The 13,542-nt window shown below is 62.2% G+C and carries 11 protein-coding genes and 1 pseudogene; 2 read left to right on the top strand and 10 right to left on the bottom strand.

Annotation, left to right across the window (positions count from 1 at the left end):
- Nucleotides 1–97: 97 nt before the first annotated feature.
- From ACHQ4I_RS07820 to ACHQ4I_RS07810, 3 genes are all read right to left on the bottom strand, one after another.
- Nucleotides 98–1,891, bottom strand: coding sequence for an AfsR/SARP family transcriptional regulator (locus tag ACHQ4I_RS07820; RefSeq protein ID WP_420771017.1), 1,794 nt, complete (start codon nt 1,889–1,891; stop codon nt 98–100).
- A gap of 563 nt (nt 1,892–2,454) precedes the next feature.
- Nucleotides 2,455–3,030, bottom strand: a complete 576-nt coding sequence (locus tag ACHQ4I_RS07815; protein WP_420771016.1) for a M14 family zinc carboxypeptidase — start codon at nt 3,028–3,030, stop codon at nt 2,455–2,457.
- Between the two features lie 59 nt (nt 3,031–3,089).
- Nucleotides 3,090–3,458, bottom strand: a complete 369-nt coding sequence (locus ACHQ4I_RS07810) for a hypothetical protein (protein WP_420771015.1) — start codon at nt 3,456–3,458, stop codon at nt 3,090–3,092.
- Between ACHQ4I_RS07810 and ACHQ4I_RS07805 the strand changes: the two genes are divergently transcribed.
- Entirely contained in the window at nt 3,439–4,296 is an 858-nt protein-coding gene (locus tag ACHQ4I_RS07805) for a nuclear transport factor 2 family protein (protein WP_420771014.1), read from the top strand. The two genes, ACHQ4I_RS07810 and ACHQ4I_RS07805, sit on opposite strands and share 20 nt — an antisense overlap.
- 385 nt (nt 4,297–4,681) lie before the next feature.
- Nucleotides 4,682–4,997: pseudogene (locus tag ACHQ4I_RS07800) on the top strand (helix-turn-helix domain-containing protein); the annotation flags it as partial.
- Between the two features lie 154 nt (nt 4,998–5,151).
- Here ACHQ4I_RS07800 and ACHQ4I_RS07795 read toward each other — a convergent pair.
- From ACHQ4I_RS07795 to ACHQ4I_RS07765, 7 genes are all read right to left on the bottom strand, one after another.
- Nucleotides 5,152–6,186 carry a GlxA family transcriptional regulator gene (locus ACHQ4I_RS07795; protein ID WP_420771013.1) on the bottom strand — a complete coding sequence of 345 codons (1,035 nt, stop codon included), beginning with the start codon at nt 6,184–6,186 and terminating at the stop codon, nt 5,152–5,154.
- Nucleotides 6,187–6,875: 689 nt separating this feature from the next.
- Nucleotides 6,876–7,454 (bottom strand): hypothetical protein, encoded by a 579-nt coding sequence (locus ACHQ4I_RS07790; protein WP_420771012.1) that lies wholly within the window; start codon nt 7,452–7,454, stop codon nt 6,876–6,878.
- Between the two features lie 110 nt (nt 7,455–7,564).
- Nucleotides 7,565–9,835, bottom strand: coding sequence for a LuxR C-terminal-related transcriptional regulator (locus ACHQ4I_RS07785; RefSeq protein ID WP_420771011.1), 2,271 nt, complete (start codon nt 9,833–9,835; stop codon nt 7,565–7,567).
- A gap of 1,117 nt (nt 9,836–10,952) precedes the next feature.
- Nucleotides 10,953–11,165, bottom strand: coding sequence for a hypothetical protein (locus ACHQ4I_RS07780; RefSeq protein ID WP_420771010.1), 213 nt, complete (start codon nt 11,163–11,165; stop codon nt 10,953–10,955).
- Between the two features lie 83 nt (nt 11,166–11,248).
- On the bottom strand, nt 11,249–11,758 hold the full coding sequence (locus ACHQ4I_RS07775) for a hypothetical protein (protein WP_420771009.1): 510 nt from the start codon (nt 11,756–11,758) through the stop codon (nt 11,249–11,251).
- A gap of 558 nt (nt 11,759–12,316) precedes the next feature.
- On the bottom strand, nt 12,317–13,015 hold the full coding sequence (locus ACHQ4I_RS07770) for a DUF8020 domain-containing protein (RefSeq protein ID WP_420771008.1): 699 nt from the start codon (nt 13,013–13,015) through the stop codon (nt 12,317–12,319).
- Between the two features lie 260 nt (nt 13,016–13,275).
- Nucleotides 13,276–13,440, bottom strand: coding sequence for a 3-hydroxyacyl-CoA dehydrogenase family protein (locus ACHQ4I_RS07765; protein ID WP_420771007.1), 165 nt, complete (start codon nt 13,438–13,440; stop codon nt 13,276–13,278).
- Between the last annotated feature and the right edge of the window lie 102 nt (nt 13,441–13,542).

The following is a 13,542-nucleotide window of genomic DNA, read 5'->3' as shown; positions in this document are numbered from 1 at the left end:
GGCAAGCACGGCTCCGAATCGCCCGACGACAAGGCCGCGGATCTCGAAACCCGGGCTCGGCGCATCGGCTGCCGCCGCGGCGAACCAGCGGTCGACATCAGGAAACCGGCCGACCGTCGCGCGGTTCGCAACTGAGCGCGAAGATCCGCATCAGATCATGATAGTGGTAGCGGCCTCGCGCGGCCGATTCGAGCATGCTGCGGTCCACCAACTCCTCGCAGATGTACTCGCACACCCGGTGGTCCCGATCGAGCGCATTCGCGATCACCGCCAGCGAAAGGTCTGGCAGCCCGACATGGGCCAGGAGCCGGAAGGCGCGCGCCGCCTCCTTATCCAGTTGCGCGTAACCGGCGCGGAGGGCGGAGTCCACTGTGACGTCCGCGAACTCGAAAGTCGCCAACTCGGCGCGCTGCGCGGCCACTCGTTCGGCCTCGGTGGTCAGTGTCCACTCGGGGCGGCTCGCGATCCGCGCGGCGGCCAGGCGAAGGGCGAGCGGCAAACCTGCGCAGAGACCCACAATCCGCCGCGCTGCGTGCGGCTCCGCGGCCACCCGATCGCGACCGACGACACGGCTGAATAATTCCGCAGCGGTCGATGTGTCGAGTGCGGCGAGGCGTTGTGCTCGGATCCCGGAAACATGGATCGGGCGGCGGCTGGTGATCAGCACCGCGCTCGCTGATGTGCCGGGTAGTAGTGGTATCACCTGGGCGGCGTCGGAGGCGTTGTCCAGGAGGAGCAGCATCCGCCGACCATCGACTGTCGACCGCCACAGGGCGCTGCGTCTGCTCACCCCCGACGGCACGTCGTCATCGGCGATGCCGAGCGCGTGCAGAAACTCAGCGAGGACGTCATCGGGCCGGGCCTGATCCGTCCCTGTACCGCGGAGGTCGGCGTAGAGCTGACCGTCGGCGAATCGGTGCCGGACACGGTGCGCGACGTGTACCGCCAGCGTCGTCTTGCCTACCCCGCCCATGCCCTGGACGGCAGCAACGGCCATCGCGTCCGCCCCATCGAGGTCGGTCTCCAGCCGGGCGACCTCGGCCGAGCGTCCAGTGAAGTCAGTGATGTCCGGAGGCAATTGTGCAGGAACGTGCCGGACGCGGGCTGCCTCGGATGCGGTGGTGGCGGGTACGGCACCACCGGTGAGTATCCGCTGGTGCAAGTCGACCAAAGCCGAGCCCGGTTCCAGGCCCAGGTCCTCCACGAGTTGCCGTCTGGTGTGCTGGTAGGCGGCCAACGCCTCGGCACGTCGCCCCGCTCGATGAAGCGCCGTCATCAGCAGCGCGGACAACCGCTCGGAGTATGGATCCGTGCCGAGTAGTAGTTCGATCTCCGCGATCGCCCGGTCGTGCTCGCCTGCGCCCGTGGCAATCTCGATCGAACACTCCTGCAGACTCCGGCGCAGCCGCCGCAATCGCGTTCGTTCTGCCGTCGCCCACGGACCCGGCACTCCGGCCAACGGATCGCCTCGCCAGAGTTCCAGTCCCGCAAGCACTTCCATCTCCGCTTCCGCGAGCCGTCCCGCCGCGCGCGCCACGTCAGCGGCATCCCGACGCCGCTCGGCGGCATCGGCATCGATACCGACCGGAACCGCCAGGCGATAGCCACCGCGCACCGAGGCCACGATGTCGGCACCGCTGTGGTCACCGAGCTGTCTGCGCACCGACCACACGAAATTGCGCACAGCGCCGACCGCCGAATCGGGGACGTCGGTGCCCCATATCCCGTCGATCAACTCCTCGATCGAGACGGCGCGGCCGTCGCGCATCGCGACCATCGCCAGCAGCGCCTGCGGCTTCGGCTGCCGGACATCCACCGGCACATCGCCGAGCCACACCTCGACCGGTCCGAGCACCGAAAGCTGCAACAACCCCACGTCTGTCTCCAGCACAATCCCTGAACTCCTTGCCACGGCCGAGTCATAGTCATAGTCGCCGCGACCACTGCTCACTTCCCAGTCCATTCGCCGATCGAACAGTGCTCGAAAACCGATGCCCGCGCCCCTGCGCGCTTTTCGTTCTCCCTCCCAGTGCGATGGTGGCCCTGCTTTCGCGGGCATCGACCTCGCCCGCTGGCATCGGGACGACAGACCGACCGGGAGGGCGGACTCGGCGGCGTAGCCTCGTGCTCGACCGCAATCAGTCGTGGTACATCGCCGTGATCAGGTCCGCGTGGCGTCGGAAAGGTGCCTGTCACCGACGCCGTGTCCCGGGCCGGTCCTATCCGCTGGCTGGCCCGCCCTTCGGATGCGGAGCGATGTCCAGTGGGGACATTCAAGGAGATGAGTGGGCCGCCTGCGTCGCGCTCGATACGTATGACGAAGACGAACGCGGGATCGCCTACGGGACGCGAATCCTAGGGCGACGGAGTCGTCGTAGTAGTCGCCGGAGTCACGCCCGGCCAGGGAGGACGGGAAAGCCGTCCACAGGGCGAAGGACGACAGGTGATCGGACATCACAGGAACTGGAAGGTCCACTCGGCTTGCAGATCAGCGGGCGGCCGGTAGAAGTGGCGCGCCACGTTGGTGCGCGTGAACGGGCCATCGAACCAGCCTTCGCCCAGCAGCGTGGCGTCCGGATCCACCAACGGCACGAAATTCCAGGTCGCTTCCAGAGAAGACGTCAGTGACTCGTCGGCGGCCAACCGCCCCAGCAGATGATGGGTGGTGGCTAGGCCGATCGGTTCATTCGAGTGAGGACTACCGAGCACAAGTATCGAGCGCGGCCCGGACCCGATGTGCACGTTGCGAATTGCCTGACCGCCCCGTGACCGGCCGATCTCGGTGACAACGACTCGGCCGGTATGGTCCGCGGCCAGCCGATCGATGAAGGCGTTCTGGCTCGCAACCCCTGCGTCGCCGTAGAAAGATTCACGCTCCGGGGCCGGTGAATCTGATCCACAATTCTCCCAGACAGATTCGGTGCCGTCACCGACATCGAGTAACCCCGAGGCGCAGGGTCGAGCTCGGAAATGGTTGCGGCGTTTTGGAAGCAAACATAACCACGTTGGTCTGCGCAGGACTTCGAACATCGGTGCAGCCGACTTCGAACATCGACACCGGTCGACCTGCGTTTCTGGACCGCACCGCCCTATGGTGGCGGGGTGTCGGAGAATCGAACGATTCTCAACATGTCCCCGAATGTCCCAGAGACTGTCAACTTTCCGAAGTCGAGTTCATCGATGTTCGAAGTCGTGCACGCGACTTCGAACATCGACAGAGACCTGTCACGATCCCGCTGCCACCGGCGGCCAATCTTGCGGTTCGACGTTCGTTGGCTTGCCGTCGCCGTCTTCACTCCAGTCGAATCGCGGCCCTCGACCCTCCCGCTGAAGCCTGGTGAAACGATCCGCTTGGAGCCGAAGTCGGTGCGTACGAAAGTGGACAGGAGCCCGAAATAGGCATCGGTGAAAAAGGTGTCGCCGCTGAACGTGGCATCAGTGAACAATTTGAGCTGCATCCTGCATGATCTTGGCGCGACTGATCATGCCAACGGCGACCAGCGTTTCGAGGTCGATGGCGCCGACGCGGCGGCGGAGTATCTCCGCAAGCACGACGTGGACGATGCGCGTGTTAAGACGGTGTGGAACGCCATCGCCCTCCATACGAGCGACGGCATCGCTCACCGTTTCGGTCCGGTGGAAGCGGTGGCCCAGATGGGTATCAGCACCGACATCCTCGGACGTGGCCGCGAGTTAATACCTGCTGACTTCGCCGATAAGGTGCACGCCATCTGGCCTCGCCATGACCTCGGCTATGCACTTGCCGACGTCATCGCACAGCAGGTGCACGCCAACCCGGCCAAGGGCAGCCCGTTCAGCTTCCCGGGGCAGATCCACCATCTGTACTACCCCACTGAAGGCCCCCTCACCTGGTTCGACTTCATCAACCTTGCCGGATGGAACGACAAGTCCGCTACCGCAGGCCGTGTTGGAGCTATGACATCCGAGGCTCTGGCAGACCTTTTCGTGCAGTACTTCAACGCTCGCGACCTGGATGCACTGATGTCGTTGTACGAGCGGGCGGCGGCTTACATGCCGAGTCCCGGCGAAACGATGACCGGAACCGACGCCATCGCAGCCTCGTTGAAATCGATGATGGAGACTGGTGCCACCATTGATCTACAGTCCCGTCGCATTCACAGCGTCGGCGACCTGGCTATGATCTCCAACAACGCGGAGGTCCTCGGTGCCACCCCGGACGGCAGCCCACTGGTCACTACCACCGCCGAAGTAGTGCGGCGGCAGTCGGATGGACGCTGGCTGTACGTGATCGACGATCCCTTCTTCTCGCTCTGATGAATCACACCACACGCGTCGGCACGCTGTAGGCGCCCGACATCTGACCTATCGGATCGATGGCCTCGGCGCTCGGGTACAACGAGGTGGCCAGTTGTCTCAGATGCGAGATCGCGATCGATCTTCGAGCGGGTGAGCAACGATCGCGCGCCTCGGAGATAGGCAAGCCACCGTGTCACGGTGAGAGGGGGCAGGCATCGTCAGCGATTCCATCAGCGCGTGCCAGGGGCAACCCAAAACGACTCGTCCTTCACCGAGCCCTTTTAATCCTGCATGAATGACGTTGGCGGGCACCGTGACTGGAGTCGGCGTGTCGCCTGGGGATATGACGGAGCCGCTGGTAGATCAGCTAACGACCAAAACCGCCGTACACCAAGGGCTTCCGTTGTTGTTCTACCGTGCCGCGCTGCCGTTGTCCCGCCAGATCCTGAACTACGTCGCCGGAGTGATCCGCCGGCACCGCGGCAGGTTCGGCTCGGCGTAGAGCAAGCTCAACCCCGGTCGCCAAGCCGTGCTTGCGCTGGTCTACCTGTGCAAAGCCGAGACCTACAGCGATCTCGGGGCCGGATTCGAGGTATCGACGACGACCGCGTGGCGCTACGCGGCCGAGATCATGGAGCTGCTGGCGGGTCATGCCGAAGCTGAGATCGGCGCTGCAGCAAGCGAAGAACGACGGACACGCCTGTGTGATCCTGGGTGGACGCGCCGACGCGCAGCGCAAGAGCAGAAGGTGCTGCACAAGCTGCGCTGCTGCCCACACAAGGCCGCGACACTTGCAAGGTCATCCACGTCCTACAGAACCACGAGCTTCAGGCCGAACGAGGATGAAAAGGGCTCATGAGGCTTCGTCGTAGATTAACTGGTGGTGGTCCGGTCGGACCCGTCATGCGAGACATAGGTGGAGCGATAACTGTGCGGGGCGGTCCCGACGACCCGAGCGAAGTGGTACCGCAGAGACGCGTGTGACCCAAAGCCGGATTGTTCTGCTACACGATCAAGAGGAAGACGTGTCGATTCCAGGAGCCGACGGGCCCGATCGACACGCATCCGCAGCAGTAGCTGTAGTGGCGTTGTGCCGACATGGGCTCGAAATTGTCGGTTCAGGCTGCGCACGCTCATCGATGCATGCTTGGCGATGGCCTCGAGATCTAGGGGGGCCGATGCGTTCTCTTCCATCCAGTCAATGGTCGAGTGAAGTGAGGTGCTGGTATCGACAGGGTCGAGGTGCTCGATGTACTGCGACTGCCCTCCGCCGCGCCAGGCGGGGACTACGAGCCGACGCGCAGTTCGTGCAGCGAGTTCCGCACCGGCATCAGAGCGAAGCAGATGCAAGCACAGGTCCAGGCCAGAGGCGACGCCGGCAGAGGTGAGGATTTGTCCGTTGTCGACGAAGAGAACGGTGGGATCGACTTCAACCGACGGGTGTCGGGATGCGAGCTCTTCCGCCCATTTCCAGTGTGTGGTTGCGCGAAGGTCATCGAGTAGTCCGGCCGCAGCGATGGTGAATGCGCCCACGCACACCGCAGCGATGCGAGCCCCCCTTTCGGCCGAATCATGAAGGACCTCGAGCACTTCCGGATGGGGTTTCTCAAGAAATGCTGCCGTTCCGGGGACGAGGACAATATCTGCTTCCGCGACCGCGTCCAGCCCGAATGGCGTTCGTATTTCGGTCGCGCCGAATTGAAGAGCGGTAGTAAAAGATCGCTCTCGCAAACAGACCCGAACCTCATAACGAGGGCACGCTTCCCTGCCCGCCGGTTCTTTCGTCGCGACGCGCAGATCCCACGAATCGGCGTCCGAAGCAATGTTGGCCATACCGAAAACCTGACCTGGGATCATCAATTCGAATCCGCTGGCGTGATCGAGACCTAGCACCGCAACGACCGACATAGCTGATCTTAGCAATATATAGCTATATGGCCACTGAGATAAACGTGACTGAGAGCACATACTTTGAAATGCTTCTCAACCATGGACCGCCTCGGACACTCACGACACCGGCCTGAGCTCGGGTACGCGCTCAAACGAGGTCATCGCACAGCAAGTGCATGCCAACTGCGCCAAGGGCGGCACCTCACCGCCGCAGCTAGCGGCGGTGTAGACATGCTTACTTCTGCGCAGATCGAGCTTGACTCAAGCATTATCGCTCGTGCGCCTTCGGAGCAAATGAGGTTCGGTTGTCCGCTTGGCCATGCAAATGAGGGCAACCCTACTCATAAGATGATTGTCTTTCTTACCGACGACGACCTCATCGAGATCGCGCAGATCCGCGATAATTATGGAGATCCCTACAAAGTAATTGAGAGACAGTTAACAAGCTTCTTTCGAACCTTGAGCACTTAAGGCATCTTGGGTCACAAATCAGCCTATGTCACAGGAGGTCCTACACATCAGCGCTTGGCGCGCTCGGCCTTTTTGGGAGCAGGTCGCCGGGGCCGCGATAATGCAGGCGGATCCCGGTGTCAGCGTGGTGCCGCCGAGCGCGCAAGACGCCTTGCCGCTCACGATCGATGCGAATGGCGGCTTCGCCGAGGAGGTCGAAGCCCGTCGACCAGATCTCGATCTTGTCCGGGCCAGCATCAGTCACGCGCAGCCAAGTATCCGGGTCCGGTATCATCCCGTACCAGGTGACATCCTGCAGGTCCTCGATTCGGCGGCTCCATCGGCGTGAGCGCCGTGTCCGCGAGGGGTTCGACCGAGGCTCGGGGGTCGGCCACTTCGCGCTGAGAGCATGCGCGGGGGTCGAGGTCGTCGATCCACTGACGCATGCCATTCGTCGAGTCGAATGTGGCGTCGGTGCTCGTCACCGCCGATATGGCCGCGAGACGGTGGTCGAAGCCGGAGCGGATGAGGATTGAGGCTGCCCGGTTGAACGTTCCGGTTTCGATGGCGGTCACCGCTGTGCCCAACAAGGTGGCGTCGTTATCTTGCGCGGCTTCATAGACCCTGGCGGCCTCCATTCCCAAGACCAACCGGTAGATCACGTCGGCCTCGATGAACTGCGCTATCTCGATGCGGTCACCGGCGACGTCGCTGAGGGCCGACCCGCGAACCCAGTGTCGCAACACGTCGTCCCAGTTATCGAGCACCGTCTCGGGCTCGAAGACCTGTACTGCGAACACCGTTTCAGCGATGGCCACAAGCGGCTGCTTGCCCACCTCCTCACGGCGCCACTCTGACCGTGCGCCGAACCGAAAGGGTCTATCTCGCTAACGGTGTTTCCGGCGGTAGTCCGGACATCGAATACGACGTGCCCTCGGCCGCATCTTTACCGCAGCCGTGGTCGAGGCCGCTTCTCGCCGGTCCCGAGGCGCCGCTTCGCTGCTTCGGCCCGGATTCGATCGGTCTGGTCTTCGGGAACAAGTTTGATGATGTCGCCTCGCGACGTGATCGCCAATTTTCGGAAGATCGCCGCCATCTGTGCGTCGATTGTCTTACAAGAATTCCCTCTGCGAGTGGCAATCGCGGAGTTCGTCCACCCCGCCGCCGCTAATGTCGCCACCTGCTGCTCGGCGGCCGACAGCTCATGCCAGTGTGAGGTGCTGTCCCGCCTGGCGGGATGATTTATCGGAAGTCTGCCCACGGACAGCGTGCCCAAAGCCAGCCGCTGCACCTCACTCAGTTCCGAACGCAGGAGGGAGCCCTGCCGCTGCGCAGTGGCGAATTTCTCGCGCCCGAGCACCCCACGGGCAACATCGATCGCCTTGCTCGTTTCATCGGCATAGGGTCCCAGATCGCCCCTATCGAACCCCAGCGCCGCTCGCAACGTCGCGGCCCCGCCGGCGAGTTGAGCGATTTCGGTGGCCAATGCACCGAGCTCGGTACGGTCGCTGCTTCCGGCCGTATTCGTGGTGCTGACTATTTGCGCCAACGACCACATTCGTATATGCACTGTCCACAATTCACCCCAGTGGTCGTGTGCCTGAAGGTGGTACAACAATGCGCTGCGCCCGAGGGCCAACGCCTCGGTCGGATTACCGTACTTGGTCAACGTGATTGCTCGCGCCATCTCTGCCCAAGCCTGTGCCCACTTGGCACCGGACGCGGTAGCGCTATCGAGGTGGCGTCGGGTGATCCGCAGAGCCTGCTCCGCCGATCCTACGAACCCTGCAGCCCACGCCTCTACATCCGAGCTCCTGTCCTCACCGCCGTGGTCGCCTAGGACATGGAACTTTTCGCCGGCGCGGGCGAACGCCGTGAGCGCTCTCCGGTCTCGGCGGGCAATCGCTAGTTCCGCGGCCCATAGGAATTCGACCGGAGCGGGCAGACCGTGGTCGACTTCCGGAGTCTCCCGCCAGTCGTGTCGGATTTGCGGGTCGGGGATCGAAGCGGTGACGCATTCTTCGAGGATGTGTTCTGCGTCGTTGTTCTTGCCTCTTAGCAGGTCCTGCCACCCGAGCATGGCCATGGCTTTGATCTGCAGGTCGGTGGGTTGTGGGGTCAGCGCGCGGGTCGCCTGGAGCGTGCGTTCGGTCCAGCGGCGCATCTCTCGAAATGAGCCTTTGACTATCGGCATAAAAATCAGGCTCGAAGAAATTTCCAAGCCGACCGTCGGCTCGCCCGAGGTCAGGCTTGTCTCGATCGCCCTGACAAGGTTGTCCCATGATGCGCGAACCCAGTCCAACAGTCCTTGCCCGGCGGGGCTGGACCGATCGAGTTGCGCCGCAACGATTCTCTCCCGATAGTATCGGCGATGACGCCGAGCAAACCTTTCGGATTCGTCCACCTCACGGGTCGAGTGTTCGTGCAGACGTTGCCCGGCGAACACTCGAACACTCTCCAACAGGGAGTACCTCACCGTGGTCGGCGTGATATGGATGGTCACCAGTGACTGGTCGACCAAGCGTTCGAGCACACCTTCGACATCCTCGGTGGGCAGCCTTACCGACGAGTTCCTACCGCTTGCCAGATCCTCCTCGTGTGAGGGGGCGTCCGCACAGACGGCCTCGATAGCTTCTAAGTCGACGCCGACATCCGCAACAGAATCGTCGTCGGGGTTGGTGTCGTACCCGGCAGCGAAGACCGACATCCGGTCGAGAAGCAATTGCTCTTGATCCAGGCACAGGTTATAGGACCAGGCGATGGCATCACCGACCCCGCGATGCCGCGGCTCTGCGCCGACCCGGGGCCCTTGCCATCGCAGTCGTTTGTCGGTGACCTCGCCACTGAGTTCTTGGATGATCATCGCCAATGGCTGCCGTGACAATCGCGCCGCCGCCAACCGGATATACAGCGGATGGTTGTGCATATGACGGCAAATCAGGGTTGCCTTGGCGACATCGTCGCTGTCGACTACAGGTCGACCGGTGAATGCTGCGCGTTGACGGAACAAAGCCAAAGCCTGCTGCTGTGACAGCGCGGGAACCGCCTCCACATGCTCGTCTACCCACCCCACTGCTTCCCGACTGGTCGCGAGGATGGTCAACCCTGGTACCGCCTCCAGTAACTCCGCGATCACCTGACCGGCGCCTTCAAGCACATGCTCACAGTTGTCCATCACCAGCACCGACTGCAGAGTTCGCCCCATCTCGTCGGTCACGGTCAACCTGTCGACCAGGGCTTCCCACCCGGACCGTCCCGAGAAGTCGGTATCGACCACCGCGTTGGCGGCTTCTTCCTCGACAGCGGCCGCGTCGGAGCCCTTGACCAGCCGTGCGAGACGCACCCAGTAGACCGGTGTCCGCCGCGTCTTGCGGAATCGGCGGATGGCCTCGGTGGCGAGTCGCGTTTTCCCGATACCCCCGGGGCCGATCAAGGTGATCAGCCGCGTTGAGGACAGCAGTAACTCGATAACCCGGTCCAACTCCGGATCCCGGCCAACGAAACGATCCGTTGCCGCAGATAAATCCCCCGTCCGCGCCCGGCGCTGCGCCGACATATTGCTAGAGCTTAGCCGCCCCATCCGCCAATCGCCGACGAATGCTCCGGCGAAATCCCGAGAGCCCGGAACTGCACAAACGCCTAGGCTACATGCGGCCCGGCCGAGACCTCGCTTCGTAGTTGCTAGATGTCAGACTCCTCGATGGCGCCCTGGCTACAAGTGGGTCAGGGTCGTGATTGGTGAGGACCGGCTCACACGGAACGCCGCGGCGAAGCTGGCCGACCCCCGCATGCCTGCGTGCTCTCACTGCGGCCGATGCAGCCCTGGGGTATACCGACCCTTTGCGGTATCCGCTTATTTTGGAGCGGGCCTGGGCGCATCTATCGTGGTGTGGTCTATTCCGCTCCCATTTGCCCCGTGGGGGAGCTCTGGCGCGGATTGAGCCAACCGGACACAGCTTTCCAATCTGCCGAGGTCATTCGTGCATACGACTTTGCCTTCAAACCGGCGCAGAGCATGTGCGGGCGGCGATGGCGATCCATCTCCGAAAACAACACCCGCCCACACCGAAAACAATATACTTCATTCAAATTTCACCTCTTGATTCCGCCCTCTATCAGGCAGTCGATTTACTCTCGCCGAGTGGGCACCGACTCTTCCGTGTCGAGGTCCACGTCGTTGTGAACTGCTCCGGCGCCGTTGCCGGCCAGCGAAGGTGGAAAACACCCTCACCTCGAAACGGACGAAAATATTCGGTTTCCACACGAGCCCATTTATGCGCAAACATCAACAGCGCCGGCTTGTCTTTGTCGAACAAGCCTCCGGTCTTGCGACTCTATTGCACCCTCGACTTGCATGTTTCGTACCAGTTTTCGCGCATTTCGTGCCAGTTTTCGCCAGCAACAGACGTCCACTTCTCGTCCAGCTCCGCCACTCGCAATGCGGGTTTCTCTCTTTCGACTTCATTTTCGGCATGCGCCGCACGATCCACCAGCTCGATCCAGCGCTGAAAATCGGCGTTCAGCTCACCTTCGACGTTCGAGTCCATTTCCATCCTCGTTTCCAAATACTGTTTCGATTCTTTGTGTACATCCTCGACTCTTGCGGAACACGCACTCAATCGACATGCCGTTAGACTCGACGTCTCCTGATTACGCTCATCCCCGAAGGTAACTGGAGACGCCGCGCTCGCATTTCTATCGCCATTTCCGCATACCCCTCACGCGCCTGACTCAGATGCAACCACGCCTGATGCCGCAGTTCAGCATCCGATGAATGCACGACTGTCCACCAAGCATCAGCGAAGGCCATAGCAAAGCGGCTTATAACATCGCCCAGCGAGTGTGTGTGCATGCGCGCCCCTTTCATTCGCGGCATATTGCCCGTTGCCCACGCATCTATCTCGCCCACAACTCGATCGATCTCCACTCGCACTTTCTCGCAATCGCAGATCGTTTGCCTTGATGCCAGGTCAACCTGATGCGATATCAGTTCGGCATGCAAATCGCCGAGCTCTCGTGCCCAGCCGACAAGAGCAAGGCCGCTCGCCAGGCGACCCGAGACCGCCTGAAGCAGCTGATCGGGCTCCAATAACGGCACCGTCCAAACCGGTGGCCCGGACGCATATCCGTTCAGATACATCGCACACCTCCTTGTCTCTTCAGCTTGAGGCTCTAGGGGGGCGCCACACATCAGGAGGCTTCGAATCTGTTTGTAGCGAGTCCGTCGACCTATCTACCTATGGACGTGCGCAAGATGCGCCTCGAAGTCCTGACAAGCAGTGGCGGCAGAGATCATGGTGATACTCTGCGAACATTCGGGCAGTCTCAGCCTGAGTCGCAGATATTGTGCCGACGTTTGTAGCTATTCCGGATCACGAACTAATTCACAGATGGACGCCACACCACCCGGTTCCATCGAGATAAAGGGACCAGCGAATACTCAACCGTTCCGCTGTAGCGGGCCGCCACCACCAGACTCCGCTCATCTGCCACATACGACGAAGTCTCCAGCGGACACCACAGTCGAACCGCGACGATTCACCCTTCTCCCACGCGGAATATCCCGACGACGGCTGCGGTGAACCATCGTTCGCACTGCCGTCGGTGGGCGGAGATTCGTCGCGGCGAATCGTGACCCCGCCCGACCCGAAGGCCGAACGGGGTCTGTGTTCTTGACGAACGCAATCGTTCCTGCTGTCTACTTCGTGGGCGCCACCGGCGGCTGGTTGATCGTGGCGAAGTACTGGATCGCAGCGCCGATCGCGACCGGCGCGGTCACCAGCAGCTGCCCGGCAACAGTGCCGAGAGCACCGACAGCGATGGTGCCACCCAGACAACCGATCGCAGCGGCAGGGATGAACGCGCCGAAAAGACCGACGATCGTCGCCGCCGCAACAGTCGCACCAGCGATACCACCGAGCACACAACCAACCGCCGCGCCACCGATACCACCGACCAGTGTGCCGAGCGTGGCACCCATTGTGATCGTGGTGGTCATCCGCGACCAGGCGGCCTGCTCACGGTCGTACTCGTTCTTCCACGGCGCCTTGTCCTCGAACGGTAGCGCCACCGGCTTGTAGACCGCATGCGCCATATCGAACTTCGGCGTCAACGTCGCCGCGCGATCAGCGACATCAGCGACGATCGGGAACTCGAAGTCATCGACGCGGAACGTCAACGGCAAACCCGCGAGCGCGGCACCGTTTGCGGCCCTGATCTTTAAGACACCGTCCTCGACGATCATCGAACCGCCATTCGTAGTGACAATCGACTGGGTGTCGGTGGCATAAGCGGTGAAGTCGACTGCGCCTTCCGCATCGGGCTGCGCGCCGGCCGAGCCGGACGCGACCGAGACTGCGGCGACGAGACCTGCGGCCACCGTTACGATTTTCCTCATCATTGTTTCTTTCTTCTCCGGTATTTCAGAGGGAAGCGGCCACGACGAGCGCGCCGCACGCCGGCCGCGGTTGCGGCGGGCAGGTCAAAAGTCGAGGGTGTCCGACTCGTCCGCGGCGATGAGCTGGCCATCGCTGATTCGATCTGACGCCGGCAGAGTTCGGGTGAGTACTTACCTATGGCGTTGCGGACCGGCCCTGAAAAGGCCGTCACCATCGACCGATTCGAGATTGTCCAGGATCGCCGAGATCAGACCTGGCCTCACCGAATTCTCCAATCGAGCTGCCCGAGTGGATAGTTGGTGCCCAATCTCATTGCGGTATCGATATAGGCGCTGCAAGCTGTTCTGCGCGCCAGAAGGTGCGTCGCATTGTTGACCAGTGCTGCGACCGTACGTGCGATGACGAGGCCCGGAACGTCATCCACGATGCTGACCGAGATTTCCGCTGCGCTACAACGAGTCTGCGGAATTCTTCCGCTTGCGCCGCCGCGGTGTGGGCGTTCGTGGAGATTACCGCTGCGCTCGAC

The sequence above is a fragment of the Nocardia nepalensis genome, assembly GCF_048910785.1.
GTDB classification, from domain to species: domain Bacteria; phylum Actinomycetota; class Actinomycetes; order Mycobacteriales; family Mycobacteriaceae; genus Nocardia; species Nocardia nepalensis.
This window is presented reverse-complemented; position numbering and strand designations above follow the sequence as displayed.

Excerpts from the sequence above, each read along its gene's own strand:
- ACHQ4I_RS07815 (WP_420771016.1), bottom strand. The coding sequence starts at position 3,030 with ATGTTCGAAGTCCTGCGCAGACCAACGTGGTTATGTTTGCTTCCAAAA.
- ACHQ4I_RS07810 (WP_420771015.1), bottom strand. The coding sequence starts at position 3,458 with ATGCAGCTCAAATTGTTCACTGATGCCACGTTCAGCGGCGACACCTTT.
- ACHQ4I_RS07795 (WP_420771013.1), bottom strand. The coding sequence starts at position 6,186 with ATGTCGGTCGTTGCGGTGCTAGGTCTCGATCACGCCAGCGGATTCGAA.
- ACHQ4I_RS07780 (WP_420771010.1), bottom strand. The coding sequence starts at position 11,165 with ATGGACTCGAACGTCGAAGGTGAGCTGAACGCCGATTTTCAGCGCTGG.
- ACHQ4I_RS07775 (WP_420771009.1), bottom strand. The coding sequence starts at position 11,758 with ATGTATCTGAACGGATATGCGTCCGGGCCACCGGTTTGGACGGTGCCG.
- ACHQ4I_RS07770 (WP_420771008.1), bottom strand. The coding sequence starts at position 13,015 with ATGAGGAAAATCGTAACGGTGGCCGCAGGTCTCGTCGCCGCAGTCTCG.